The organism is Rhizobium sp. AQ_MP, from assembly GCF_014237835.1.
In the GTDB taxonomy this organism is placed as follows: Bacteria; Pseudomonadota; Alphaproteobacteria; order Rhizobiales; family Rhizobiaceae; genus Allorhizobium.
This window is the reverse complement of record NZ_JACJVI010000002.1, coordinates 465,522-491,490: the sequence shown is the minus strand read 5'-3', so window position 1 is coordinate 491,490 and position 25,969 is coordinate 465,522. Positions and strand designations below refer to the sequence as shown.

Annotated in this window: 23 protein-coding genes; 18 read left to right on the top strand and 5 right to left on the bottom strand. The window is 61.8% G+C overall.

Translation table 11 applies throughout. From position 1 onward, the window contains the following. Window positions 1-84: 84 nt before the first annotated feature. Window positions 85-1,125: an alpha/beta fold hydrolase gene (locus tag H6M51_RS05410; protein WP_407073558.1), complete on the top strand. Its 1,041-nt coding sequence runs from the start codon at window positions 85-87 to the stop codon at window positions 1,123-1,125. A 57-nt stretch (window positions 1,126-1,182) separates the two neighbouring features. Here H6M51_RS05410 and pyk read toward each other — a convergent pair whose 3' ends face one another. Next, window positions 1,183-2,622: a pyruvate kinase gene (gene pyk / locus H6M51_RS05405; RefSeq protein ID WP_185808856.1), complete on the bottom strand. Its 1,440-nt coding sequence runs from the start codon at window positions 2,620-2,622 to the stop codon at window positions 1,183-1,185. After that, a complete protein-coding gene (locus H6M51_RS05400) occupies window positions 2,622-3,038 on the bottom strand; it encodes a DUF1036 domain-containing protein (protein WP_407073557.1) in 417 nt (138 codons plus the stop codon). The genes pyk and H6M51_RS05400 overlap by 1 nt, the downstream gene beginning before the upstream one ends. A 275-nt stretch (window positions 3,039-3,313) precedes the next feature. On the opposite strand from H6M51_RS05400, the gene H6M51_RS05395 reads away from it, so the two are divergent. The 3 genes from H6M51_RS05395 (at window position 3,314) to H6M51_RS05385 (ending at window position 4,813) form a co-directional block, all read left to right on the top strand. Continuing rightward, window positions 3,314-4,123, top strand: a complete 810-nt coding sequence (locus H6M51_RS05395; RefSeq protein ID WP_185808854.1) for an N-formylglutamate amidohydrolase — start codon at window positions 3,314-3,316, stop codon at window positions 4,121-4,123. An 11-nt stretch (window positions 4,124-4,134) separates the two neighbouring features. Next, window positions 4,135-4,440, top strand: coding sequence for a DUF1244 domain-containing protein (locus H6M51_RS05390; RefSeq protein ID WP_185808853.1), 306 nt, complete (start codon window positions 4,135-4,137; stop codon window positions 4,438-4,440). Window positions 4,441-4,546: 106 nt separating this feature from the next. After that, a complete protein-coding gene (locus H6M51_RS05385) occupies window positions 4,547-4,813 on the top strand; it encodes a DUF2312 domain-containing protein (RefSeq protein WP_136538160.1) in 267 nt (88 codons plus the stop codon). 78 nt (window positions 4,814-4,891) lie between these two features. Here H6M51_RS05385 and H6M51_RS05380 read toward each other — a convergent pair whose 3' ends face one another. After that, window positions 4,892-6,736 carry a DUF882 domain-containing protein gene (locus H6M51_RS05380; RefSeq protein ID WP_185808852.1) on the bottom strand — a complete coding sequence of 615 codons (1,845 nt, stop codon included), beginning with the start codon at window positions 6,734-6,736 and terminating at the stop codon, window positions 4,892-4,894. 188 nt (window positions 6,737-6,924) lie between these two features. Next, on the bottom strand, window positions 6,925-8,442 hold the full coding sequence (locus H6M51_RS05375; protein ID WP_185808851.1) for a sigma-54 dependent transcriptional regulator: 1,518 nt from the start codon (window positions 8,440-8,442) through the stop codon (window positions 6,925-6,927). A gap of 250 nt (window positions 8,443-8,692) precedes the next feature. Here H6M51_RS05375 and H6M51_RS05370 point away from each other — a divergent pair, with 250 nt between their 5' ends. The 14 genes from H6M51_RS05370 to H6M51_RS05305 all read left to right on the top strand — a co-directional run bounded on the left by H6M51_RS05370 (window position 8,693) and on the right by H6M51_RS05305 (window position 24,922). Continuing rightward, window positions 8,693-10,543 (top strand): M3 family oligoendopeptidase, encoded by a 1,851-nt coding sequence (locus H6M51_RS05370; protein WP_185808850.1) that lies wholly within the window; start codon window positions 8,693-8,695, stop codon window positions 10,541-10,543. 22 nt (window positions 10,544-10,565) lie between these two features. Continuing rightward, window positions 10,566-11,729 carry an aminodeoxychorismate synthase component I gene (locus tag H6M51_RS05365; RefSeq protein ID WP_185808849.1) on the top strand — a complete coding sequence of 388 codons (1,164 nt, stop codon included), beginning with the start codon at window positions 10,566-10,568 and terminating at the stop codon, window positions 11,727-11,729. Next, window positions 11,714-12,334, top strand: coding sequence for an aminotransferase class IV family protein (locus tag H6M51_RS05360; RefSeq protein ID WP_185808848.1), 621 nt, complete (start codon window positions 11,714-11,716; stop codon window positions 12,332-12,334). The genes H6M51_RS05365 and H6M51_RS05360 overlap by 16 nt, the downstream gene beginning before the upstream one ends. Window positions 12,335-12,342: 8 nt before the next feature. After that, the gene (locus tag H6M51_RS05355; RefSeq protein ID WP_185808847.1) at window positions 12,343-13,641 is read left to right on the top strand and encodes a hypothetical protein; all 1,299 of its coding nucleotides are present in this window, start codon (window positions 12,343-12,345) and stop codon (window positions 13,639-13,641) included. A gap of 4 nt (window positions 13,642-13,645) precedes the next feature. After that, window positions 13,646-13,930 (top strand): YciI family protein, encoded by a 285-nt coding sequence (locus H6M51_RS05350; protein WP_185808846.1) that lies wholly within the window; start codon window positions 13,646-13,648, stop codon window positions 13,928-13,930. Window positions 13,931-13,955: 25 nt separating this feature from the next. Next, on the top strand, window positions 13,956-14,813 hold the full coding sequence (locus H6M51_RS05345; RefSeq protein WP_185808845.1) for a DUF3445 domain-containing protein: 858 nt from the start codon (window positions 13,956-13,958) through the stop codon (window positions 14,811-14,813). A 134-nt stretch (window positions 14,814-14,947) separates the two neighbouring features. Next, window positions 14,948-16,390, top strand: a complete 1,443-nt coding sequence (locus H6M51_RS05340) for a homospermidine synthase (protein WP_185808844.1) — start codon at window positions 14,948-14,950, stop codon at window positions 16,388-16,390. A 185-nt stretch (window positions 16,391-16,575) separates the two neighbouring features. After that, window positions 16,576-16,938, top strand: coding sequence for an outer membrane lipoprotein Omp10 (gene omp10, locus H6M51_RS05335; RefSeq protein ID WP_185808843.1), 363 nt, complete (start codon window positions 16,576-16,578; stop codon window positions 16,936-16,938). A gap of 201 nt (window positions 16,939-17,139) precedes the next feature. Continuing rightward, the gene (locus tag H6M51_RS05330; protein WP_185808842.1) at window positions 17,140-19,023 is read left to right on the top strand and encodes a 5'-nucleotidase C-terminal domain-containing protein; all 1,884 of its coding nucleotides are present in this window, start codon (window positions 17,140-17,142) and stop codon (window positions 19,021-19,023) included. Window positions 19,024-19,144: 121 nt separating this feature from the next. After that, window positions 19,145-20,179, top strand: coding sequence for a ferrochelatase (hemH, locus tag H6M51_RS05325; protein WP_407073555.1), 1,035 nt, complete (start codon window positions 19,145-19,147; stop codon window positions 20,177-20,179). A gap of 419 nt (window positions 20,180-20,598) precedes the next feature. Next, entirely contained in the window at window positions 20,599-21,207 is a 609-nt protein-coding gene (locus H6M51_RS05320) for a hypothetical protein (RefSeq protein ID WP_185808841.1), read from the top strand. Window positions 21,208-21,291: 84 nt separating this feature from the next. Then, window positions 21,292-23,259, top strand: coding sequence for a methyl-accepting chemotaxis protein (locus tag H6M51_RS05315; RefSeq protein ID WP_185808840.1), 1,968 nt, complete (start codon window positions 21,292-21,294; stop codon window positions 23,257-23,259). 191 nt (window positions 23,260-23,450) lie between these two features. Further along, window positions 23,451-24,458: an SPFH domain-containing protein gene (locus H6M51_RS05310; RefSeq protein WP_185808839.1), complete on the top strand. Its 1,008-nt coding sequence runs from the start codon at window positions 23,451-23,453 to the stop codon at window positions 24,456-24,458. A 5-nt stretch (window positions 24,459-24,463) separates the two neighbouring features. Next, window positions 24,464-24,922 (top strand): NfeD family protein, encoded by a 459-nt coding sequence (locus H6M51_RS05305; protein ID WP_185808838.1) that lies wholly within the window; start codon window positions 24,464-24,466, stop codon window positions 24,920-24,922. 9 nt (window positions 24,923-24,931) lie between these two features. Here the strand turns inward: H6M51_RS05305 and H6M51_RS05300 are convergent, their stop codons facing one another. Then, on the bottom strand, window positions 24,932-25,927 hold the full coding sequence (locus tag H6M51_RS05300) for an SIS domain-containing protein (protein ID WP_185808837.1): 996 nt from the start codon (window positions 25,925-25,927) through the stop codon (window positions 24,932-24,934). Window positions 25,928-25,969 lie beyond the last annotated feature (42 nt).

Genomic DNA, 25,969 nt, shown 5'->3' with positions numbered 1-25,969 from the left:
AATGGCAGTGCAGCACGATCTTGTGGCTGTGTCCCCTTGCCGGAAGTACGCTCCTTGTTTCTCGCCACCCGTATCGGTCTCGCCTTGCTCGTCTTCTTCCTTGTTCTCATCGTCGTGCTGGCGGCGCTCGCGATCGCCACACAGGTCCGTGCCCGTGCGATCGCGGCTCAGACACCGAATATCGGCGAACTGACCGATGTCGGCGGCTTTCGTCTGAACGCCCTGCACGTGCCCGCAGGACCGGAGGCAGACCTGCCGCCGATCGTCTTCATCCATGGCGCCTCGGGCAATCTTCGCGACCAGGCAGGCGCTTTCCTCGACCCGCTGCGGGGCCGCGCGGAGCTCCTCTTCGTCGACAGACCGGGACACGGCTATTCGGAGCGCGGCGGCCCGGAGAATGACACGCCCGACGGGCAGGCCAATGCCATCGCGCAGCTCATGGAGAAGAAGGGGATCGAGCGGGCGATCATTGTCGGACATTCCTTCGGCGGCGCGATCACAGCAAGTTTCGGCGTGCTGCATCCGGACAAGGTTGAGGGTCTTGTTTTCCTCGCCGCCGCTACTCATCCCTGGCCGGGCGGCGTCGACTGGTATTACCACCTCGCCTCCGCCCCCGTGATTGGCCCGATCTTCTGCCACACGCTCGCTCTCCATGCGGGTATGATGCGGATCGCTGCAGCAACCGACCACGTCTTCGCTCCCAATCCACGCCCTGCGACCTACATCGAGGACACCGGCCCCGCTCTCGTTCTGCGGCCCTCGACATTCCGCTCCAACGCCAGGGATGTCGCAGGGCTTCATGCCTATGTCACCGCCTTTGCGCCACGCTACCGCGAGATTGACAAGCCGACGGTTGTCATCACCGGCGACAGCGACGAGATCGTGCTGGAAGAGATCCATTCAAAGGGGCTGGCCCGGGATATCAAGGGCTCCGAACTCGTCTGGATCCAGGGGCTCGGCCACAAGCCGGATTACATCGTGACCGACATCGTCATTGCCGCCCTGGAAAAGATCGCAGGCCAGGATCGCGATCTCCAGGCCATGGCACGCGAGGCGGAACCGCGTCTTGCGGCCACCCGCGTCGACCCCAAGGGATCCGCCCCATCCCTGCAGGCCGGCCAGTAGCGGTCATGAAAAAGCCGCCCGAAGGCGGCTTTTCTAGATCCGTGAGAAAGTCGATCCTCAGATGCCCGTCTGGCCGTCCGAGCCGATATAGGCAATGCGCAGCATGTTGGTCGAGCCGGGGGTCCCGAGCGGAACGCCAGCCGACATGATGATGCGGTCGCCAGGCTTGCCGAAGCCTTCTTCGACGACGATACGGCAGGCGCGGTTGACCATGTCGTCGAGATCGGTCGGCTCCGAGGAGACGACGCAGTGCAGGCCCCAGACGACAGACAGGCGGCGTGCGGTCTGAATGACCGGCGACAGCGCGATGATCGGCACTTCCGGGCGCTCACGCGAGGCGCGCAGACCGGTATTGCCCGAAGACGTGTAGCAGACGATCGCCTGCAGGCGCAGTGTTTCGGCAATCTGGCGGGCAGCGAGCGAAATGGCGTCGGCACCGGTAGCCTCCGGCTGGGCGCGCTGGGCGTAGATGATTCCAGGATAATGCGGCTCGCGCTCGACGGTCTCGGCAATCGAGGCCATGGTAGCCACCGCTTCGACCGGATACTGGCCGGAAGCCGACTCGGCCGAGAGCATGATGGCGTCGGCACCTTCGAAGACGGCAGTCGCAACGTCGGAGACTTCCGCACGCGTCGGGACCGGGGCCGTGATCATCGATTCCAGCATCTGGGTCGCAACGACGACCGGCTTGCCTTCGCGGCGGCAGGCGCGGATCAGCTGCTTCTGGATACCCGGAACGCGCTCGAGCGGCATTTCCACACCGAGGTCACCACGGGCGACCATCAGGGCGTCGGAGAGCGCGATGATTTCGTCGATACGCTCGATCGCCTGCGGCTTCTCGATCTTGGACATCAGGCCGACGCGCCCCTTGGCGATCTTGCGCACTTCGGCCAGATCTTCCGGACGCTGGATGAAGGAGAGCGCGACCCAGTCGACGTCGCCGACGGCCAGAACCGCATCCAGGTCGGCGCGGTCCTTGTCGGTCAGCACGCCGGTGGCGAGAATGGTATCGGGCAGGCTCACGCCCTTGCGGTCGGAAATCTTCGTGCCCGAAACGACGGTTGTCACGATGCTCTTGCCGTCGCACTTTTCGGCTTTGAGATGCAGCTTGCCGTCATCGATCAACAGCCGATCACCGGGCTTGACCGATTCCAGGATTTCCGGATGCGGGAGATAGACGCGGGTGGCATCGCCGGGCGCATCATTGTTGTCGAGCGTGAAGGTCTGGCCGGGCTTCAGTTCCACGGTGGTGTCTGCGAACTTGCCGACACGGAGCTTCGGGCCCTGGAGGTCGGCGAGGATGCCGATCGGACGGCCACAGGCGGCCTCGACATTGCGGATGCGCTGAACCAGCGTACGCATCAGATCATGGCTGGCATGGCTCATGTTGATGCGGAAAAGATCGGCCCCGGCTTCATGAAGCTTCCGGATCATCGCCTCTTCGGAGGAGGCGGGACCAAGCGTGGCGAGGATCTTTACTTTGCGGTTTCGCTTCATCAGTTCTGGCTTTCCTGGGTGCCCGACGAATCGGACAACTGGACCATCCAGCTCCCCTGTCTGCCGGTGTCGTATTCCTTGAACCCCATCTGCTGATAACCGCGTGCGAAGCAGTCCTTCACGCCAACGATCTTGAACTCGTTTTCGGCGACACACATGTTGATGTCACCGGTCCAGCGACCACCGCGGGCGGCATCCTCAGCATAGAGATAATAATAACGCGATTGGAGTTCGCCCTCGATCAGAGTGGCACAGGTGCCGGCAGGAACCTGCCACCAGCCCTCCGTGATCCAACCTTCTTCCGCGCGGTAGCCAACGGCCACCCCGACAAGGTTCTGGGTGCCGTTGCAGACACGGAACTCGGCGTGAGCGGCATCGGCTGCCAGCATGGGCGAAAACAGCGCACCCGCGATCAGGAGGGGCTTTAGAAAACGTGCCTTGGCACGGTCGAAAGTCTGTCTGATCAGGTGATGCACGATTGCCGCCGGAACTCCAAAAATGCGCATGGGATGCCTTCTTGCGATGCTGACCAGAGAATGTCAACGCAACTCTAATCGATTATATTTTCTGTCTTTGGCCAGTACTGAAACCTTTATGTCCGATCTTGGCACAAACGTGACAGCCATGAAAGCTTGCGCTCCCCCATTCCCCATGCGATCAAGCGCTTGTAGCAGCTGATGGCTTCAAACTGATGAATGTTTCCCCCGTTTTCGAGATTTTGGAAGGCCGTGTTGACGCCGGCCTCGTGCTTCTCGCCGACCACGCCACCAACATCGTTCCCGCATCCTATGGAATGCTCGGACTGCCTGACAGCGCCTTCGGCCGTCACATCGCCTATGACATTGGCATCGAGCCGCTGACGCGTCTCCTGGCAGCGCGGCTGGGGGTTCCCGCCGTCATGTCGCGCTTTTCCCGCCTGCTGATCGATCCGAATCGCGGCGAGGACGATCCGACCATCATCATGCGCATTTCCGACGGCGCCATCATTCCGGGCAACCACCCGATCTCTCCGGAGGAATGGCAGCACCGCATCGAAACCTACCATCGCCCCTATCACGGGGCGGTCTCGAGGGTGATCTCTGAAGTCGCGGAGGCTTCCGGCAAGGCGCCACTGGTGCTCTCGCTACATTCCTACACGCCGGCCTGGAAGGGTGTGCCCCGCCCCTGGCATGCCGCCGTCCTCTGGGATACCGATGCTCGCGCCGTCCGTCCGCTGATCGAAGGCCTGGAAGCAGCGGGCGATATTCTCGTCGGCGACAATGAGCCCTATGACGGCGCGCTCAAGGGCGACACCATGTATCGCCATTGCATGATGACGGGCATTCCGCACGCGCTCCTGGAAGTCCGCCAGGACCTGATCGGCGATGACCAAGGTGTCGCCGCCTGGGCCGACCGGCTGGTACCCATCTTCGAACGCCTCAATAGAGACCCGAAGCTGCACGAGTATGAGATCCATGCCTCGCGCACCGGCCCCTACCCCACCCAACCCATCGCACCCTGAAGGAGGACAGCATGACGCTCCCGACCAAGGATCAGCAGACAGAACTTGAAGCCGCCGCCTTTCGCCGGCTCGTCTCCCATCTGCGCAACCGACCCGAGGTGCAGAACATCGACCTGATGAACCTCGCCGGCTTCTGCCGCAATTGCCTGTCGAACTGGTATCTCGACGCTGCGAAGGAGAAGGGCCTCGACCTGACCAAGGATGAAAGCCGCGAGATCGTCTACGGCATGCCCTATGACGAGTGGAAGGCACTTCACCAGCGTGAGGCGAGCACCGAGCAGCAGCAGGCCTTCGAGAAGAACCGCCCGAAGGAATGACGGTCCTCTCAAGCTTTGGGGGCTTGACGCGGACGCTGCTTCGCGGCACGTGAACGCCACGAAACCGTCCTCAAGAATGCCATCCCCGCAATGAAGGAGATTGCCCATGTCTGATGCCGCTCACGGCGTCGCCCGCGACCAGCTCCGTGCCTTTGTCGAACGCATCGAGCGCCTGGAAGAAGAGAAGAAGACCATCGCCGACGACATCAAGGACGTCTACGGCGAAGCCAAGGCCATGGGCTTCGATACGAAGATCCTCAAGAAGGTCATCGCGCTTCGCAAGAAGGATGACCAGGAGCGCATGGAAGAGGATCTGATCCTGGACACCTACCTGCATGCGCTCGGCATGATCGAGAGCCCGCCGGAAGGCTGAGGCATCCTCGCTTCGACATACAAAAAACCCGCCGATCCGGCGGGTTTCTTTTTGTCTGCAATCTCGGTGTCTTGGCACTCAAGGTGCGCCGAAGCGGCTCGGATCCACAGTTGTCGCGTCGAGGCGGAAACCGTCGGGAACGGTGGTGGCAGGCGCCATGAGCGAGCGCGACACAACGCGGGGCGCCTTCACAGGTTTGGCGACAGCCTCGAACCGGCCCTGATTGAGCGCCCACTGCTCGATCATGCCCTTCGTCAGCTTGGTGCCGCCATACATTGCCATATGGGCGCGCTCGGCATCTTCCTGGCCCGGGCGGCCACCCTTCTTCGGCAGCGCCGCGTCGGCATTCGGCACCGGCTCGGACGGCGCGTCGAACATGTCGCCGAACTGTGTCGTGGATTCGACGGCGGCTTCGGGCTGCGGCGGGATGGCAGCAACCTCGACCGGCTTCTGGACTTCAGCAGGAGCAGCGCGAAGTTCCGCCTGGGCAGGGGCGCTCGACGGTATCGGAGCAGCCATTTCCGGCACGGTGCTCGCTTCAAGAGCCTGAGCAGCCTCGGGCGACAGGATAGCCTGCTCGACTTCGTCGACCTCTGCCTCCGCTTCCGCCTGGGCAGACGCCAACAGCGCCTCCGCCACCTGCGGACGTGCTGCCGGCACGGGCACGGTCATCCCATCGGCCAGCACCATGGAATCGGCATTCGGATCGATCGAGGCAGTCATGACGCTCTGTTCGGCGGCACCTGCCTCGGGTCTGCTGAGCAACGTCGGGACAGGGACCTGCATTGCGGCGAGGTCGGCAAATTCGTCTGAAGGCGCGGCAGCCGGAACCGGGACGCCGCTGGCCACTTCGCGCAAGGCATCCTCTGCGGCGTTGCGCGGCGGCTGATAGAGCGCGACGGCAAGGCTGTTGTCGGCGGGGCGAAGGGCAGGACGTGCCTGCGGAACTGGTGCATCTGCGGCATCGACGCCGGGAAGTGCAGTGGCGACCATCACCGGTTCGCTCGCCGTTACAACAGGCTGCTGGCGCGGCGCTGCCGGTGCCGGCTGCGGCTGGGCCACGGCCGGACGTTCTGCGGGTTCCGGAATATCCTCGACTTCGTCTTCGTCACCACCGCCGAACAGCATGGCAAGGAAGTTGCGCGGACGCGAGGAGGACTTTTCCTCCGCGATCATCACGGTATTGCCCGAGGCAACGCGACGCTTGTATTCGGCAAGTGCCTGCTGATAGCCCGGCAACGGCCTGCCATCGGAGGGAATATGGACGGTCTTGCCATCCGGGAACAGGCGAACGAGATCCTGGCGGTTCATGCGCGGCCAGGCACGAACGCCGGCGACATCCATGTGAACGAAAGGTGAGCCCGAATTCGGATAATAGCCGACACCGCCGGCCTGCATCTTCACACCGATTTCCCGGAGCGTCTTCAGGGGCACGCCGGGAATGTAGAAGTCCATGGCCGTACCGCGCATGTGCTGGCTCTCCTTGGCAACGCCTTTGGAGCGCGAGCGCAGCATGGCGTTGGTGGCGGGCGAGCGATAGGCAGAGACGACCTTGATGTAACCTTTGGCGCGGGACTGGCGATAGACTTCCCAGACGAGATCGAAGAGACGCGGATCCATCTTCGTCGGCTCGTTGCGACGCCAGTCACGCAGAATGTAATTGAGCTGTTTGAGACCCTTGGGGTCATAGCGGCCATTGCGCTTGAAGGTGATGGAAGCGCGCTCGCCGGTGTGGACGAATTCGATGTTGAGAGTACGGCTTTCGGCGCGTGCCGATCCTGCACCGGTCAGAGCGCCCCCGAAGCCCATCAGCACGACGGCGAATAGGGAAAACAGCAGCCTCGCTGCCCACTGCGCAGACGCAAGCCGGGTTTTGCGCCCGCTTTGCGTATGGAGCGCGCTGATGTACTGCGATGCCTGCAATGCAATCCCCGTCCGAAAGACTACGTCCCACGCCAACTCGAATGAACGTCAAATGCGGTCATACCATGGCAAATTTGCCACATCCGCACAAGCTGTCCATTTATAGTGAACGCTTGCCTAACAAATGCTTAGCCCCTTGGTAGGCGATTAAGCTTACCCCAGAGTTAACATTGAACGGTTGAGGCAGATCAAGCGGCATCCTTCTGGGGGTCGTCGGGGTCGATTCCGTAGTCCTTCAGCTTGCGATACAGCGTCGAGCGTCCGATGCCGAGTTTCCGGGCCACCTGGCTCATTTGGCCCCGATAGAACTTGAGCGCGAAGCGGATCAGCTCCTCCTCGATCTCGGCCAGCTTGCGGACATTTCCCGCCTGATCGGTACTGACGATGACATTGGCCGATTGCGCTGCGCCGAAACCTGTGGATGACGCAGAATAGCCGCTCGTGAAGCTGGCTGTGCGCTCGGCCAGGGCCGCCTGTACCTTCGCAATCGGGCTTGGTTCATGCAGGACTGCCTGCGGCTCTGCCCCGGGTGCTCCACCACGACTGACGGCCACCTGGGCCACAATCTGCGGAAAATCGCTCTCCCTGAGGCTTGTCCCCTCCGCCAGAACCACGGCACGGAAGATCGCGTTTTCCAGCTGGCGCGTGTTGCCCGGCCATTCGAAGGAGGTCAGGAGCGCCAGTGCAGAGGGATCAACCTGCAGAGTCCGAGGCAGGCGCTGTTCCAGCGAAAACCGTTCGACAAAAGCACGCACTAGATGCGGAATGTCCTCCTTACGCCGCCGAAGCGAGGCGATGGTAATCGGGAAGACATTGACGCGATAATAGAGATCTTCGCGAAAACGGCCTGCCTTGACCTCCTCGATCAAATCCTTGTTGGTCGCCAGAATGAGCCGCACATTCGCCTTCAACGGCCTCGGCTGTCCCTGGCGATGAACCTCTCCGCTCTGCACCATCTCCAGCAGACGCATCTGCCCGACCGGTGGCAACTCACTGATTTCTTCGACAAAAAGCGTGCCGCCTTCCGCTTCCGCAAGCTTTCCGGGCTGGTTCTCGCCGCCAAACAGGAACTCCTCGATCTCACTGGGCGAAACAGTGTTGCAATTGACCGGGATGAACGGCCGAGACGAACGATCACTGGCCCCATGAATGGCGCGCGCCACGAGCTCCTTGCCGACACCGGGCTCGCCTTCAAGCATCACGGGTATGGTGGATTGCGCCGCACGGCGTCCCAGTTCAACGACCCGGGACATGGCCGCGCTTGCCGCCACGACATCCGCAAAACTGACGGAGCCGCTGCGCGCCCGCCGCGGTGCCCGACCCTGAAGACTGGTGCGATGGATCTTGAGCGCCGACTCGATGGCGCCGATCAGGCGCTCCTGGGCGATCGGCTTGACAAGGAAGTCAAATGCGCCAGCACGCACCGCTTCGAGAGCGGTCTCGGTGGCACCTTCCGTGGTGGCAACAATCACCGGCACGGCCGGATTGATTTCAGCGAGGACCGGAATGAGGGTCGGATTGAGACCATCGGCCGAAGTCGCGTCGAGAACGACGACACTGATCTGGTCATAGTGGCGGCGGAAAAGCTCTATCCCTGCCGACGCCGTGTCGGCGACATGAACGGCATGGCCGTGCGCTTCAATCGCAGCCTTCATGCTGCGGCGCTCGGCGGCATCTTCATCGATGAGTAGAATCTGTGCGGTCAACTTGCGCTCCCCGAGGCTGTTCTGGCGCGTTCGCGCTCCTGGGTTATCGCGGGGACACTGCCAGAAAGGCCTGAAGATGTTCTTGGGAGAAAGGCTAACATTTTAACGGTCCTTAACCGATTATGGCACAATCCCCAGGCGCACTCAGCCGTCTGGCCCGGCCACTTGCTCACACGCGGGTACTGGGCTGCTTGCCCATTGGCAGGTGACTGACTACATCTCCGACACGAACGAGAGAAAGGACATCGCCATGATGATCGACCCCCGCCCTGCCCTCAGCCCTGCCTCCGAGGCATCCGAGAGCCGGGACCCAAACCTTGGCGATCTGCCCGTCTGGAAGCTTGAGGATCTTTATCCCGGCCAGACGTCGAGGGAATTCCTGGGAGCCGTCGAGAAGGCGGGCTCGGATGCCCTTGCCTTTGAAACCAAGTGGAAGGGCAAGCTCTCCATCGCGCTGGAAACCGTCGGCGAAAACTCGCTCGCCCAGGCGCTGCGCGAGATGGACGCGCTGGAAGACCTGCTGGGTCGCATCGCCTCTTACGCGGGCCTCACTTATTATTCCGACATGACCAATCCGGCGAACGGCAAGTTTTTCGGCGACATCCAGGCCAAGTTGACGGACATGTCGGCCCGCCTCCTGTTCTTCCCGCTGGAACTGAACCGCCTGCCGGACGATGCCGTCGATGCCGCCATGGACCGCGATCCGGCCCTCGCCCACTTCCGCCCCTGGATTGTTGACCTGCGCAAGGACAAGCCCTTCCAGCTCGATGACCGGATCGAGCAGCTCTTTCTGGAAAAGTCGCAGACGGGTGCTGCCGCCTTCAACCGGCTGTTCGACGAGACACTGGCAGCACTCCGCTTCAAGGTCGGCGAGGACGAGATGCCGCTCGAGCCGACGCTGACACTTTTGCAGGATGCCGACCCCGCCAAGCGCAAGCTTGCCGCCGAAGCTCTCTCGAAGACCTTCAAGGACAATATCCGCATCTTCACGCTGGTGACCAACACGCTGGCGAAGGACAAGGACATCGCCGACCGCTGGCGTGGGTTCGAGGATATCGCCGATAGTCGCCACCTCGCCAACCGTGTCGAACGCGAGGTGGTGGATGCGCTGGCCGAGGCCGTGCGCGAAGCCTATCCGCGCCTGTCGCATCGCTATTACAAGATGAAGGCGAAGTGGCTCGGCATGGACCAGATGAATTTCTGGGATCGCAATGCGCCGCTTGCCGAAACACCTGACAGACTGATCTCCTGGGATGAAGCCAAGGACATGGTTCTCTCGGCTTACGGCGGGTTCGCGCCCGAGATGGCCGAGATCGCCGGCCGCTTTTTCGACGGCGGCTGGATCGATGCCCCGGCCCGGCCCGGCAAGGCTCCGGGTGCCTTCGCCCACCCGACCGTGCCCTCGGCCCACCCCTACGTGCTGGTCAACTATCTCGGCAAACCGCGCGATGTGATGACGCTGGCCCATGAACTCGGCCACGGCGTGCATCAGGTTCTTGCCGGCGGCCAGGGTGCGCTGATGTGCCAGACCCCGCTGACGCTCGCCGAAACCGCGTCCGTCTTCGGCGAAATGCTGACCTTCCGCGCTCTTCTCGACAAGACGACCGACAAGCGCGAGAGGAAGGCCATGCTCGCCCAGAAGGTCGAGGACATGATCAATACGGTGGTCCGCCAGATCGCCTTCTACCAGTTCGAGCGCAAGATCCACACGGCGCGCAAGGAAGGCGAACTGACCGCCGAGCAGATCGGCGAACTCTGGCTTTCCGTCCAGTCGGAGAGCCTGGGACCAGCAATCAAGATCTCCGAGGGTTACGAGACTTGGTGGGCCTATATCCCCCATTTCATCCACTCGCCGTTCTACGTCTATGCCTATGCCTTCGGCGACTGCCTGGTGAACTCGCTCTATGCCGTCTACCAGAACGCCGATCAGGGCTTCCAGGACAAGTACTTCGCGCTACTGAAGGCCGGCGGGACGAAACACCACTCCGAGCTTCTGGCCCCCTTCGGCCTTGATGCGACCGATCCGTCGTTCTGGGCCAAGGGACTGTCGATGATCGAGGGGCTTATCGACGAGCTGGAAGCGCTAGATAAGGCGGCCTGAACAGCGGAGCTGCCGACATCCCATGCGTGACCACGCGCCCTATGCGCTCTTCCGCGACGACCGCGCGGGGACAAGCCTCGTTTTTGCCGAGCCGGAGACGCTCGTCGTCGCCCGGTCGGCAGACGAGGTGGAGCCCGCGCTTGCGCAACTGGAAGCGCATCGAAAGGCCGGCAAGTGGCTGGCGGGCTACCTTTCCTATGAAGCCGGCTTTGTCTTTGAGCCGAAGCTCCGTCCGCTGATCGAAGCGGGCCGCGAGACACCGCTGATCTCGATGGGCGTCTTTTCAGCGCCCGCGCCGGCAGACCATCCGCTGGCGGAGGCGCCCTCGAACATTCCGAATGCGCCGCTCCTGAGCGAGCCAGGGGCCGCCTGGGATCTCGAAACCTATCGGAACCGCTTCGACCGGCTGCACCATCACCTGCGCAAGGGCGACTGCTATCAGGCCAACCTAACCATGCCTGTCGAGGCAAAATGGGAAGGCGATCCCCGCGCCGCCTTCTGGTCGCTGGTCGGTCGACAGCCCGTGCATTACGGCGCGCTGATCGACTACGGCACTGGTCCCGTCATCCTGTCCCGGTCGCCGGAACTGTTCTTTTCCGTCGAAGAGGATGGCTGGATCGAAACCCGCCCGATGAAAGGCACGGCACCGCGCGGCGCAAGCCTCGAGGAGGACGAGGCAATCATCGAAGCGATGCTCGCCGACGTAAAGACCCAGGCCGAAAACCGGATGATCGTCGACCTCCTGCGCAACGACGTCTCTGTCATCACAGAGGTCGGCACGCTTTCGGTCCCCAAGCTGTTTGCCATCGAGACCTATCCGACCGTGCATCAGATGGTGAGCTATGTCAGGGCCAGGCTCTTGCCCGACATCGGGCTGCCTGAGATCATGGCAGCCCTCTTCCCTTGCGGCTCCGTGACCGGCGCTCCGAAAATGTGGGCCATGCGCATCCTGCATGAACTCGAAGCCGGCCCGCGCGACGTCTATTGCGGCGCAATCGGATGGTGCGATCCTGCGGGTCCCATGCGATTTTCGGTGGCAATCCGCACCATCTCCCTTTTCAACCATGGGCGCGCCGTCTTCAATGTCGGCGGCGGCATCGTCTTCGATTCGAAGGCAGAGGCCGAATACGAAGAATGCCTGCTGAAGGCGCGCTTTGCCCTGGGAGAGCAATGGATTTCTCGCTGATCGAAACGATGCGGTGGCAACCGGACGCAGGCTTCCTGCGGCTCGATCAGCATCTGCGTCGCCTCTCTCGCTCGGCCGATGCGCTGGGCTTTCGCCAGCCGCAGGACGCGAAGGGCAAGTTGGAGAAGGAAGTGTCCGGCAACGTGCCCCTGCGGGTGCGCCTCGTCATGACCTATCGCGGCAAGATGGAGGTGACCGCCACCCCCTTCGAACCCATGCCGGAGGAAACAGTCTGGCGCCTCAAGATCGCAAAGACACGGCTGCAATCCGAAGACAGCCTGTTCCGCCACAAGACCACCCGTCGCGAACCCTATGAGGCCGCCCGCGCCGAATTCTCGAAGGACGAGGCGGACGAGGTGGTCCTGCTCAACGAACGGGGCGAGATCTGCGAAGGCACGATCACCAACATCTTCGCCGAAGCCGCCGACGGCATGCTGCTGACCCCGCCACTCACCAGCGGCCTTCTTCCCGGCGTGCTGCGCGCCGAACTGATCCGCGAACGCAAGGCACGCGGCGAGGTGCTGAAACTCGACGACCTCCGCCACCGCAAGCTCTTCGTCGGCAACTCCCTGCGCGGCCTGATCCCCGCCGAGCTGGTGGACTAGGCGTGGCAATGGCAGAACGCCCGCGCTTGAACGCCACTAGTCGGGGAATGTCGGCCGGCGCAACGGCGCTCATGTTCCTGTCGCTTGTGGCGCTGTTTCTCATGCCTGCATGGCTCAACGGCTTTCCATGGGTGATGGACGATTCGATCGCCTATTCCGGACAGGGTGTGAACTGGATGCGGGCCAAGACCGCGGCGGTGCTGGTCGCTCCACTCTACGGCCTGATCGGCTACTGGGCGCTGCCGGTCTTCAATGCCGTGGTGAATGCGGCAGCCTGGCTGCTGCTGATCCGCAGTTTTGACCTGCGCGCATACTGGCTCGTGCTGCCGCTCGCCGTGCTTGCCTTGCAACCGCTCTACACGAGCGCCGTCCTGGTCGATGCCTGGTTCTTCGCAGCCGTCGTCTTTCTGATCGTCTCGATCCGAAGCAAGAGCCCGTTCCTTGCCCTGTCTGCCGGCATTCTCTTTTCCGGCCACGCCAGCGGCCTGATGCTGGCGGGCGTGCTGACGGTTCTGGTGGCTCTGTTCTTCGGGATCCGCAAAGCCGGGGTCATGCCGGTTCTGGCCATTGGCACAGCTATCGTCGTCAGCAGCTTTCTCAACGCCAAATACTATCCCGACACGCCCTCGCTAAGCCGCACCTTCCTCGCAGCCCGGCTGTTCTCCGCAAAACCCGAACTGCTGCGTGTGGAATGCGAGCGGACATCGGATACGGTTCTGTGCGAGGCGGCCGACCTCATCGAGACGATAAGGCACCAGCCCGAGAATGCCGGACGACGCGACTTCTTCTGGGACCTGATGCGCGCCTTTCCCGATCGTTTCGAGCTTGCCGCCTTCGAACGCGACCACGCCTGGCCGATCATCCGTACGGCGATCACCACAATGCCGCTCGAAACCGCGACACTGATGCTGCAGGACTTTTTTAGCTTCTACGGCACCGGCACCCGCCTCGATTTCGCCTCGCAACTGAACGAACCCATGCCGCAACCCTTTTCCACCTCCTGGCAGGCGAAGGGCGTTTGGGAGACCGACAGTCATCTTGCCTTGGTGACCGGACTGCGCATGCTTCTTTATGCATGCCTCGCCGTTGCCTTGATCACGGGCTGGCAACGAATTGACCGCGACACCCGTCTCTGGCTCGCCGTTCTCTTCTTGGTTTCGCTGGCGAATGATGGCCTCTTCGCGGTCGTTTCCGGTCCGCCCGACCGCTATCATCACCGGATCCTGCCTCTCCTGGCGGGCGCCGCAGCGCTCCTGCTTCTGTCCAACAGGCGCGACCACACCGACATGTCGTCAACAGGGAAATAGCCCGATGTTCATTCTCTCCCTCACCTATGTGAAGCCGACCGAAGAAGCCGACCGTGTCATGGCTCCGCATATGGACTGGGTGAATGCCGGCTATGACAGCGGCATGTTTCTGGCCTCGGGCCGCAAGAACCCGCGCACCGGCGGCGTCATCCTGGCCAAAGGCGACCGCACGGAAATCGAGGCCTATGTCGCAGCCGATCCCTTCACGGTCGAGGGCGTGGCGGTCTATGAGGTGACGGAAGTGGCCGTAACCCGCACGGCAGTCGGACTAGAGGCGCTGAAGGGCTAAGGTGCAGCATGGGAGAATGCCTGCCATGAGATCCTTTACCCACACCCCCTATGCCGGCCCGACGCGCCCGTTCACCATCGGCCTGTCCGCACTGGACCCGACCCGCTGGATCGAACCGGATGCCGATCGCGATCACTATCTGACCGAAAAGCGCGTGCTGGCGACAACGCGGCTTGACGAGGTCTTCCGGGCGACCGGCGACAGCCTTCCCGCGCAGGAGGAATGTCTCGCAGCCCTCACCGCTTATCTCGACGCCCATCATCCGCAGCTGATGGCCGAGACAGGTCTGAGTGATGACAACCTGCCCCCGCTTCTGCGCGCGGGAATGCTCGTGCAGGACGACCTCGTGATCATGAAGCGGCGCGAGGCGGGCTGGTTTATCGCCGCAGCGCACCTCTCCTTCCCCTCCTCCTGGTTGCTTGCGGAAAAGTTCGACCGCCCAATGGAGGAAGTCCACGAACATGTGCCGGGTTTCGAAAGTGGCACCCGCAATGCGGCCATGATCAATCGCATCTTCGACAATCTCGCCCCGGATCTGCCGGCAGAACGCTTCAACTGGTCGATCAACTGGAAGGAGAAGCTCTTCCATCCGGAGACAGGTCGCAACGATACGGTTGAGCCCGACGAGGCCGTAGTGCGCGTCGAACGGCAAACGCTGACGAAACTGCCCGTGACGGGCGCGATCGTCTTCACGATCCGCATCTACCTCGACCCCGTCACCCTGTTTGACCGCCACCCGGAGGGCAAGCGTCTGGCGCAGTCTCTCGCCGACCAGCTGGAGGGGCTGGACGAACCGCAACTGCGCTACAAGGGGCTCGACCGCCAGCGCAAGCGGCTGGTTGACCGCCTGCGGCAAGATGTGGCGTCGGAAAATCACAGCTAGCGCCCGTCTGCTACCGGCCCCCACCTTTATTGTGTCAGAGTTTTGTGATCTAGAACCGCCAGTATCGCTCCGGCCGCATGAAACAGGCCGGAAACTCGGCCCGCCTGCGCGGTTGGCCCTCCAAGGAGACGGAAATGAGCGAAATGACCTACCCGGTTTATGGCGAGATCACCGGCCCGATCGTGATGATCGGTTTCGGCTCGATCGGCCGCGGCACCCTGCCGCTGATCGAACGCCACTTCAAGTTCGACAAGAGCCGGATGGTCGTCATCGATCCCCGCAATGACGAGGCCGAGCTCCTCGCCAAGCATGGCATCAAGCACATCCAGGCGCATGTCACGAAAGAGAACTACAAGAAGCTCCTGAAGCCGCTGCTGACGGAAGGCGAAGGCCAGGGCTTCTGCGTAAACCTTTCGGTCGACACGGGCTCGCTCGACCTGATGAAGCTCTGCCGCAAGCTTGATGTTCTCTATATCGACACCGTCGTTGAGCCCTGGCTCGGCTTCTACTTCGACAAGAACATGAAGAACTCCGAGCGCACCAACTACGCGCTGCGCGAGACCGTACGCCAGGAAAAGGCGAAGAACCCGGGTGGCGCGACCGCCATTTCCACCTGCGGTGCAAACCCGGGCATGGTCTCCTGGTTCGTCAAGCAGGCGCTCGTCAACATCGCCCATGAGCTCGGCATCAAGTTCGACGAGCCGGATCAAAACGACCGCGACGGCTGGGCCAAGCTGATGAAGAAGGTCGGCGTCAAGGGCGTGCACATCGCAGAGCGCGACACCCAGCGCACCAAGAACCCGAAGCCGCTCAACGTCTTCTGGAACACCTGGTCCGTCGAAGGCTTCATCTCGGAAGGCCTGCAACCGGCCGAGCTCGGCTGGGGCACCCATGAAAACTGGATGCCGAAGAACGCCAAGAAGCACAAGAAGGGCTGCAAGGCTGCGATCTATCTGGAGCAACCGGGCGCCAACACGCGCGTGCGCACCTGGTGCCCGACGCCGGGACCGCAATATGGCTTCCTCGTCACGCACAACGAGTCGATCTCGATCGCCGACTACTTCACCGTCGAGAAGGATGGCGAAGTCGTCTACCGTCCGACCTGCCACTATGCCTACCACCCGGCCAACGACGCTGTTCTGTCACTGCACGAAATGTTCGGCAACGGCGGCACCCCGCAGCCGGTGCTTCATGTCCTGAACGAGGACGAACTGGTCGATGGCGTCGACGAACTCGGCGTGCTGCTCTACGGGCACGACAAGAATGCCTATTGGTATGGCTCGCGTCTGTCGCTGGAAGAAACCCGCCGCATCGCGCCCTACCAGAACGCGACCGGCCTGCAGGTGACCTCCGCCGTACTCGCGGGCATGGTCTGGGCACTCGAAAACCCGAAGGCCGGCATCGTCGAGGCCGACGAAATGGACTACAAGCGCTGCCTCGAAGTGCAGTCGCCCTATCTCGGCCCCGTCGAGGGCCACTACACCGACTGGACCCCGCTCGACGGTCGCCCGGGCCTCTTCCCGGAAGACCTTGACGAAAAGGATCCGTGGCAGTTCCGGAACATCCTGGTCCGCTGACCGGTTTTACACTGCAACAGGGCCCGTCGCTTGCGGCGGGCCTTCTTGCATCGGGAGCAAGATCGGGATAACCCCGGCGATACAAGGCTCTCGCCTTGCTTTGGCCGAGCCTTCGCGGCATGTTCTCGGTGATAACACAGACGGTGGGCGGCGGTGCCGGGCCGCTGAATTGGTGGGAGACAAGAATGAGAATCAAATCCCTGGTCGCGGTCGCTGCAGCAAGCCTCGCGCTTACGTCCTGCTATTCCAGCCCTCCGCGCCAAATGCCGGTTGTCCAGCAGGGTCCGTCCATCGAAGGCGCATGGGTCGATCCCAACGGCATTACTTCGACATTCCAGGGCGGCACTTTCACCACCCGCACGACCGACAGCAATCAGGTACTCGCATCTGGCACCTACCAGCTGGTCAATGACCGCCTGGTCGAGATCAACATGACCTCTCTGGTGCGCAACACGCAGCAGAAGGTGAATTGTGCGCTGGTCACCCCGACCCAGCTCAACTGCACTACGGATACAGGCGCACAGTTCTCGCTCGCCCGCAGAGCCTGACGCATAAGACCATCGTGTTTTTTCGAAGCGGCCCACTGGGCCGCTTCTTCCGTTTGAAGCCTTGCCAACCTGAAGACCTGACGTGATTTTCACTTGCCCTGGGTTGGCCGAGATGAAAACATTCGTCTCCAGGATGCTGGCGCGTGACTGTCATCATCGCATGCCAGACTGCTGGCGATGAATTGCAACAGGAGAGATGAGATGCTCAGACATTTGAAGATTGGCTTGTTCAGCGCCTCGGTGCTGGCCCTGACAGCTGGGACGGCTTTCGCGGATTTCGAGCTCAATATCCTGCACATCAACGATCTCCATTCCCGCATCGAGGCGATCAGCAAGTCCGATTCCACCTGCTCGGCGGAAGACGCCGCCAAGAACGAGTGCTTCGGTGGGATTGCCCGTGTAAAGGCAGCGATCGACGCCCGCCGCGCGGAACTCGCCGGCAAGAATGTCCTGACGCTCGATGCCGGCGACCAGTTCCAGGGCTCGCTGTTCTACACCACCTACAAGAGCGCTCCGATAGCCGACTTCATGAACGGCATCGGCTTTGACGCCATGGCCATCGGCAATCACGAATTCGACGACGGCCCGGAGGAACTGGCGAAGTTCATCGATGCGCTGAAATTCCCGATGATTTCGGGGAATACGCTCGCCGGCCTCAATTCCCCGGTCGCGGACAAGTTCAAGCCCTACATCGTCAAGGACTTCGGTGACGAGAGGGTGGCTATCGTGTCCGTGCTCGCCACCGATACCGATGAAACCTCATCGCCCGGTGACAGCATCCTCTTTGCTGACGAAATCAGCTACCTCAAGGAAGCAGTCCAGGAAATCGAGGGCCAGGGCATCGACAAGATCGTGCTGCTCTCGCATGTCGGCTATGTCAGGGACCAGGAAATTGCGGCCGCGGTCGACGGGATCGACGTCATCGTCGGTGGCCACAGCCATACCTTGCTCTCCAACACCGATGAAAAGGCAGCCGGCCCCTATCCGACCATGGTGAAGAACCCGGCGGGCAAGGATGTCCCGATCGTCCAGGCCTATGCCTATTCCAAGTATCTTGGCGACTTGACCGTCGTCTTCGACGATGCAGGCGTCGTCAAGTCCGCAACGGGGGAACCCAAGATTCTTGATGCCTCCGTGACGCCGGATGCCGGCTTCGTGGCCAAGGTCGCTGAACTTGCAGGCCCGATCGAGGAGTTGAAGCAGAAGGAGATCGGCGCGACTGCGGAGGCTGTGGAAGGCTCGCGTGAAGTCTGCCGCACGACCGAGTGCTCCATGGGCAACCTCGTGGCCGACGCAATGGTCGACCGTCTGAGTGATCAGGGCATCACCATCGCGATCCAGAATGGTGGCGGTTTGCGCGCCTCGATCGATGCCGGCACGGTGACCATGGGCGAAGTGCTGACGGTTCTGCCCTTCCAGAACACTCTGGCCTCCTTCCAGCTCAAGGGCTCCGACATCGTGGCTGCGCTTGAAAACGGCGTGAGCCAGGTCGAGGAAGGCGCTGGCCGCTTCCCGCAGGTTTCCGGCCTCAAATACACGGCAGACCTGAACAAGCCTGCCGGCAGCCGCATCACCTCCGTCGAGGTCGAGGAAGGTGAGAGCTTCGTCGCCATCGATCCGAACAAGGTCTACGGCGTGGCCACCAATAACTACATGCGCTCTGGCGGTGACGGCTACAAGGTCTTTGCGACCGGCGGCCAGAACGCCTACGACTTCGGCCCCGGTCTCGAAACGGTCGTCGCCGATTACATCGCCAAGAACAGCCCGTACAAACCCTATACTGACGGTCGTATCACGGTTATCGCCGCGACTGCCGCTGCTGCTGCGGCGGAACCGGCTGCCGATCAGGCTGCGACAGCCCCCGCAGCAGAGACCCCCGCAGCCACCGCGCCGGCTGCGACTGCTGAAGTCGCCGCGGCAACTGCCGAAACCGTCTACAAGGTCGTCGCGGGTGACAGCCTCTGGAAAATTGCGAAGGCCACCTATGGCGACGGTCTGCTGTGGCGCAGGATTGCCGAAGCCAATGAACTCCGTAATCCGAACGTGATCGCGATCGGCCGCGAACTGCAGCTTCCGGCCAGGTAAGACCGTTTGACGCATGACAAAAGCCGGTCCGGGCTTCCCCGGGCCGGCTTTTGCTTTTATCAGATGATCTCAACTGCCCTTCGCCACGTAACGGTCGAGATCTCATCACCAGGATATCAAGATGAATGTAATGCCTGCCCATTGGCCTTCCGACCATCCGCCTGTCAATTTCGGCAAGGTCGGGGTGCTGCTTGTCAACCTTGGCACGCCTGATGGTACGGACTACAAGTCCATGCGCCGCTACCTCGAGGAATTCCTGACGGACAAGCGCGTCATCGAATGGTCACGCTGGTTTTGGTATCCGATCCTGTATGGCATCGTCCTCAATCGGCGCCCGCAAAAGGTGGGCAAGGCCTATGAGGAGATCTGGAACAAGGATCTCGACGAAAGCTATCTGCGAACCTACACCCGCAGCCAGGCGGAAAAACTGGCGGTGGCGCTGAAGGATCTTCCCAACGTGCATGTCGATTGGGCCATGCGCTACGGCCAGCCGGCGATCCAGGCGAAGATGAACGAGATGCAGAAGGCGGGCTGCGAGCGCATTCTGGTCTATCCGCTCTATCCGCAATACGCAGCCGCAACCACCGCAACCGTCAACGACGAAGCCTTCAAGGCGCTCTTGAAGATGCGCTGGCAGCCGGCTCTGCGCACCGTCCCGCAATATGCCGACGATCCGGTCTACATCGAGGGGCTCGCCAACTCGATCAACAAACACCTCGCAACCCTGGACTGGGAACCGGAGCTGGTGATTACCTCCTACCATGGGATCCCGAAGTCCTACTTCATGAAAGGCGATCCCTATCACTGCCAGTGCTACAAGACCACGCGCCTGCTGCGGGAGCACCTCGGCTGGGACCAGAAAAAGCTGATGGTGACCTTCCAGTCGCGTTTCGGACCGGAAGAGTGGCTGCAGCCTTACACAGACAAGACGGTTGAAAAGCTGGCGCAAGAGGGTGTGAAGCGCATCGCCATCATGAACCCCGGCTTCGTCTCCGACTGCTTGGAGACACTTGAGGAGATCGCCGGAGAAGCGGGCGAGGATTTCCTCCACAATGGCGGCGAGAAATTCACCCATATTCCCTGCCTCAACGACAGCGAAGACGGCATGCGGGTGATCGAGAATGTCGTACGCCGTGAGTTGCAGGGCTGGGTCTGACACCGGCCCAGCCCAAAAAACGTCAGGATCCAACGGTCGCCGAAAGGCGGCCGTTTTTGTTCTGCCCACTCATCCCTTTTCAGCAACTTATCAGCTGGGTGTCCGGCGTCTCATTTTCGGACATGTGAATGTACGCAACCCAAACGTTCCAACCGGCATCCACGGGATTTAAGAAGCAGCGAATGTAAAGGGTCGACGCAAGTGATGTTTGCATATTCTTTTCATCACTTTATCGCGATTCAATCCGCAACCGGAATGTTCGGCAAAACAACCGATGGGTGCCTCGGCAAAGATAGAGGTTTCTCGATATCTCGGTCTAAATTATTGGATTTAAATATAATTTTAGGGGAGCGATTTCTTATATTAACGCTCCATTTAATAATGATCCCTAGAATTAGGGGCATTGAAGGAGAACTGACATGTATCGTTACAGAATGACCCTGGCATCGGCCTTCTTGGCGATGTCACTTGTCCCGGCCCAGGCCGAAACGCCGCAACCCGACGTGAACAAGCTGATCTCGCCGGCGCTCATCGAAGAAATGCGCAGCTTTATCAATGCCGAGATTGTCACGGTTTCCGTCGAGGCGCAGAACAAGCGCCTGATGGAGTTGACCCAGGACAAGATCGACGAACTCGACAACCAGTGGAAGGCGGAGCGCGAGGCGGCAGACAAGCCATTGATCGCGGCAACCCTCTCCAACCCCCTCTCGGTTTATCTCGCTCGTATCCAGGGTAAGTCGCTCGGTCTCTATGCCGAGATCTTCGTGATGGACCAGAATGGTCTGAATGTCGGCCAGAGCTCGGTCACGAGCGATTTCTGGCAGGGCGATGAAGACAAGTTCCAGAAGACCTTCGATGTCGCAGACGATGCCATGTTCGTTGACGCGCCGGAATGGGATGACGAAGCCAAGATCTGGCGCAACCAGGTGAGCTTCACGCTCCTGGATGCCTCGAAGAAGAAGATTGGCGCCGTCACTGTCGAGCTGAATCTCACCGAACTTGAAAGACGCCTGCTGGCCGCGTCCTGAACGGTCTAGCCACGGGTGCATGAGCGCGCCCGTGTCTCCAAACATGTAGATTTTCCCCTCTCAGATCGAGACTGGACCAGCGTCATGCTCAAGAACTTATCCGTGAGCGCAAAAGGCTTTATCGCTTTCGGGATATTGGCCGCTATCGCCATTGCGGCCTCCACCTTCATCCACAGCCGTGCCATCGTCGCACGCGACCAGGTCGCGGAAACGACGACAGTCAACGAAGTAGTGACCGCAGTCGAGGAATTCGGCTCGGACCTCTCCCTTGCCAACCTTCAGCTAAAGACATTCCTTCTGACCGGCAACCGTGACTATGCGGCCGCCTCTCAGGAAGTCGTTGCCGAAATGACCAAAGACAAGGTCGCTCTGGAGAAACTGTTTTCGGACGCTGCCCCGGCAGAATTGCCGCGCCTTAAGGAAGCATTCGTCTCTCTCGACAGCTGGAAGACCAACTTCGTTGACCGCCAGATTCTCCTGATGCGCGATCCGGTCACCGTGGAACTCGCACGCGCAATCGAAGTCACCGGCGAAGGCGAAGCGCTCGCTCAGGCGTTTCAGGACAAGCTTGGCGAAGTGAAGGCAGCAATGACCACCCGCGCTGCTGCAGCGACGGAAAATCAGAGCCAGGCTCTGGCTTTGGTCGAGAATGTCAGCCTGATCGCCTCGATCGTCGTGGCCGCCGCAGCCGTCCTTCTCGGCTTCTTGAACTTCCAGCTCGTCTCCCGTCCGCTCGGCAAGCTTGCCGATGGCACGACGCGCCTCGCCAATGGCGACCTCGACATCAGCATCGATCAGGGCGGCAAGGATGAGATCGGCCGCATGGCGGCCGCCATGCAGATCTTCCGCGAAGCTGCGATCGCCAACAAGCGCCTCGAAGCCGAAGCAGAGGCCAACCGCCAGCGCGCCGAAGCCGAGCGCATCGCCACCCAGCAGCGCGCGGAAGCCGATGCGGCGGAACGCCTGCGGATCGCCACATCCGGCCTTGCAGCCGGCCTGAAGCGCCTCGCAGCCGGCGATCTGGCCTTCCAGATCAATGAGGCCTTCGCGCCGGACTTCGAAGCCCTGCGCCACGATTTCAACCAGTCGGTCCGCCAGTTGAACCAGACGATGGCGTCAATCACCAACAGCGTCGCCACGATGGAAACCGGCACCCGCGAGATCGCGTCGGGCACCGACCATCTGTCGAAGCGCACCGAGCAGCAGGCTGCCGCCCTCGAACAGACGGCAGCAGCCGTCGAGGAAATCACCGCAAACGTCGTCAACTCGACCAAGCGCACCGAAGAAGCCCGTGGCGTCGCGGCGCATGCCAACACCTCGGCCAATCAGTCCTCGGAAGTCGTCGCTCGGGCGGAAGATGCCATGCGCCGCATCGAGGGTTCGTCGCAGCAGATCTCCAACATCATCGGTGTGATCGACGAAATCGCCTTCCAGACCAACCTGCTGGCGCTGAATGCCGGCGTTGAAGCCGCACGTGCCGGTGAAGCCGGCAAGGGCTTCGCCGTAGTCGCTCAGGAAGTTCGCGAACTCGCCCAGCGCTCCGCGAATGCAGCCAAGGAAATCAAGGCCCTCATCCAGAACTCCTCCACGGAAGTCGCGGGTGGTGTGGATCTCGTGCGCAAGACGGGTGAAGCCCTGCGTACGATCGGTGGCTTCATCACCGAGATGAACACGCATATGGATGCGATCGCCATCTCGGCCAAGGAGCAGGCAACCGGTCTTTCGGAAGTCAACCACGCCGTCAACGCGATGGACCAGACAACCCAGCAGAACGCCGCCATGGTCGAGGAATCAAATGCCGCCTCCGCAGCACTTGCTTCGGAAGCAGCCAAGCTCCGCGAACTGATCTCGCACTTTACCATCGACGGTGTGCAGCAGACGCAGGCATCGGCCCTGCGCGAAACCGCCCGCACGATGGCGCAGCCTGCAGGACAGCAGCACCGCGCCGCCGCGCCGGCAGCCCGCGCTCCGGCACCTGCGCGGCCTGCAGCTCCGGCCCCGCGCAGCCATGGCAATGCCGCCGTCGCCCAGGACAACTGGGAAGAGTTCTGACGTACGAAGCCGGTCTCATGGACCAGCGGGCGGCGGGAGCAATCCCGCCGCCCCTTTTTTTAAGTGGAAGAAGCAATCGCCTGCCTGCCCCTTGGCCGGCTGTGACCCCCGACCCTTGCATTTGGCCCGTCCGCCCCCGATGTTAGATCACGGGGGCGCGATCAAGGTGCGCGCCAATGCTGGAGGAATTCATGCCCATTACCGGTCCGGACATCGTCGTCATCGCCCTTGTGGTCCTGGTCATCCTGGTCCTTTTCGCCGGCATCAAGACTGTTCCCCAAGGCTTCCGCTATACGATCGAGCGCTTTGGGCGATACACTCGAACACTGGAGCCGGGCCTCAACCTCATCATCCCCTTCTTCGAGCGCATCGGCGCCAAGATGAACGTGATGGAGCAGGTGCTCGACGTGCCGACCCAGGAGGTCATCACCAAGGACAATGCCTCGGTTTCCGCCGATGCCGTCGCCTTCTACCAGGTCCTGAATGCCGCCGAAGCCGCCTACCAGGTCTCGAACCTGGAAAACGCCATTCTCAACCTGACCATGACCAACATCCGCTCGGTCATGGGTTCAATGGATCTGGACGAGCTCCTCTCCAATCGCGAGGTGATCAACGATCGCTTGCTGCGCGTCGTCGACGAAGCCGTGCGCCCCTGGGGTATCAAGGTGACGCGCGTTGAAATCAAGGACATCCAGCCGCCGGCAGATCTGGTCGACGCCATGGGCCGCCAGATGAAGGCGGAGCGCGAGAAGCGCGCCCAGGTCCTGGAGGCCGAAGGCCTGCGCAACGCCCAGATCTTGAAAGCCGAAGGGGCCAAGCAGGCTGCCATCCTGCAGGCCGAAGGCCAGCGCGAGGCCGCCTATCGTGAGGCAGAAGCCCGCGAACGACTGGCGGAAGCGGAAGCCAAGGCGACGCGACTGGTTTCCGAGGCGATCGCCGCCGGTGACGTGAACGCCATCAACTACTTCGTGGCCCAGAAATACACGGAAGCCATGGCCTCCATCGGCACCGCAAGCAATTCCAAGGTCGTGCTGATGCCGATGGAGGCGACGTCTCTGATCGGCTCGCTCGGCGGGATCGGTGCGATCGCCCGCGAGGTCTTCGGCGAGGAGAAGCGCCCGGCACCATCCCGGACGGCGCCAGCACCGGCACCGCGTACCACGCCACCGATTTCCTCGTTCAATCCGAACGGTGAGTGACGGTCATGCTGGCACGCATCATCGGCGAACTCGGCCCCTGGAGCTGGTGGGTGCTTGGCATGCTCTTGCTGGCCGCCGAACTGGTGATGCCGGGCGTGTTCCTGGTGTGGATCGGTTTGGGCGCAATACTGACCGGCGCCCTGTCGCTGCTCCTATGGGAGGCCGGTTTCTGGACCTGGCAGGTGCAGTCTCTGGTCTTCGCCGCAAGTGCCATCATCTTTACGCTGATCGGTCGCCGCTTCTTCTCAAGCCTCGAAGCGGCAAGCGACGAACCGCTCCTCAACCAACGCGGCGCAAGCCTTGTCGGCCGCACGGCTGTCCTCGCGGAACCGATCCGCGAGGGCCGAGGCCGCATTCGGCTAGACGATACCTTCTGGGTGGTGAGTGGCCCCGACCTTCCCGCCGGAGCACGGGTGCGCGTGGCGTCGAGCAACGGTCGAGACCTTCAGGTTGAAGAGGCCTGAAACAGCTGCTCAGGCAACCCCGATCCTGAGCAGATCGTGGAAATGAATGAGGCCGACTGGGCTATTGTCATCATCGACGACGATCAGCGCACCGATGCCATGTTTGTTGATCATCGCCGCGGCGGTCGTAGCCAGCGCATCCCCTTGGATGACCTTCGGATTGCGGGTCATCACATCATCGACCGCCAGAACCGAGAGATCACGCGCCAGATTGCGGGCCATGTCGCCCTCGGTCACGATACCGCAAAGCTTGCCAAGCTCGTCGACGACGCCGACACAACCGAAGCGTTTGTGCGAAAGCGTTTTCACAGCCTCAGGCATCGACGTGCCAAGCGGCACCAGCGGCACGCGTTCGCCCGTATGCATGATGTCGCGCACATGCGTCAGCGACGCCCCGAGCTTTCCGCCTGGATGGAAGGTACGGAAGTCGGACGGAGAAAAGCCGCGCGCCTCGAGAAGCGCAATCGCAATCGCATCGCCGATGGCAAGCTGCAGCACGGCGGACGTGGTGGGGGCGAGCCCGTGCGGGCAGGCCTCCTGCACCTTCGGCATCAGCAGAACCACATCGGCATTGCGCGCCAGCGTGGAGTTCTCGCCGGCAGTGACCGCGATCAGCGGGATCGAGAACCGGCGGGAAAAGGCAAGTATGCCCTGAAGTTCCGTCGTTTCCCCGCCCCAGGATATGGCAAGGATGGCATCATCCTGAGCGATCATGCCGAGATCGCCGTGATTGGCCTCGGACGGATGGACGAAGAAGGCAGGCGTCCCGGTTGAGGCGAAAGTCGCGGCGATCTTCGAACCGATATGCCCGCTCTTGCCGACACCCGTTACGATGACCCGACCACCGATCTCTCCGATCGTCTTGACGGCTTGACAGAATGGGGCCGCGAGGGCTCCGGCCAGCGCCTCCTCCAGAACACGCAATCCTTCCCGCTCGGTCGAGATGACCCGGAGAGCGGATTCGGTCGCACTGGCTTCGACGAGATTGACTGCGCGCTTGATCATGCCGTCCCATACTGCGTTTGGCCGTCGCTGTAAATTCTCGTC

Coding starts and splice junctions, on each gene's coding strand:
- pyk (WP_185808856.1), bottom strand. CDS start 2,622: ATGAAGCGAAACCGCAAAGTAAAGATCCTCGCCACGCTTGGTCCCGCC.
- H6M51_RS05395 (WP_185808854.1), top strand. CDS start 3,314: ATGAATGTTTCCCCCGTTTTCGAGATTTTGGAAGGCCGTGTTGACGCC.
- H6M51_RS05390 (WP_185808853.1), top strand. CDS start 4,135: ATGACGCTCCCGACCAAGGATCAGCAGACAGAACTTGAAGCCGCCGCC.
- H6M51_RS05385 (WP_136538160.1), top strand. CDS start 4,547: ATGTCTGATGCCGCTCACGGCGTCGCCCGCGACCAGCTCCGTGCCTTT.
- H6M51_RS05370 (WP_185808850.1), top strand. CDS start 8,693: ATGATGATCGACCCCCGCCCTGCCCTCAGCCCTGCCTCCGAGGCATCC.
- H6M51_RS05365 (WP_185808849.1), top strand. CDS start 10,566: ATGCGTGACCACGCGCCCTATGCGCTCTTCCGCGACGACCGCGCGGGG.
- H6M51_RS05360 (WP_185808848.1), top strand. CDS start 11,714: ATGGATTTCTCGCTGATCGAAACGATGCGGTGGCAACCGGACGCAGGC.
- H6M51_RS05355 (WP_185808847.1), top strand. CDS start 12,343: ATGGCAGAACGCCCGCGCTTGAACGCCACTAGTCGGGGAATGTCGGCC.
- H6M51_RS05350 (WP_185808846.1), top strand. CDS start 13,646: ATGTTCATTCTCTCCCTCACCTATGTGAAGCCGACCGAAGAAGCCGAC.
- H6M51_RS05345 (WP_185808845.1), top strand. CDS start 13,956: ATGAGATCCTTTACCCACACCCCCTATGCCGGCCCGACGCGCCCGTTC.
- H6M51_RS05340 (WP_185808844.1), top strand. CDS start 14,948: ATGAGCGAAATGACCTACCCGGTTTATGGCGAGATCACCGGCCCGATC.
- omp10 (WP_185808843.1), top strand. CDS start 16,576: ATGAGAATCAAATCCCTGGTCGCGGTCGCTGCAGCAAGCCTCGCGCTT.
- H6M51_RS05330 (WP_185808842.1), top strand. CDS start 17,140: ATGCTCAGACATTTGAAGATTGGCTTGTTCAGCGCCTCGGTGCTGGCC.
- hemH (WP_407073555.1), top strand. CDS start 19,145: ATGAATGTAATGCCTGCCCATTGGCCTTCCGACCATCCGCCTGTCAAT.
- H6M51_RS05320 (WP_185808841.1), top strand. CDS start 20,599: ATGTATCGTTACAGAATGACCCTGGCATCGGCCTTCTTGGCGATGTCA.
- H6M51_RS05315 (WP_185808840.1), top strand. CDS start 21,292: ATGCTCAAGAACTTATCCGTGAGCGCAAAAGGCTTTATCGCTTTCGGG.
- H6M51_RS05310 (WP_185808839.1), top strand. CDS start 23,451: ATGCCCATTACCGGTCCGGACATCGTCGTCATCGCCCTTGTGGTCCTG.
- H6M51_RS05305 (WP_185808838.1), top strand. CDS start 24,464: ATGCTGGCACGCATCATCGGCGAACTCGGCCCCTGGAGCTGGTGGGTG.
- H6M51_RS05300 (WP_185808837.1), bottom strand. CDS start 25,927: ATGATCAAGCGCGCAGTCAATCTCGTCGAAGCCAGTGCGACCGAATCC.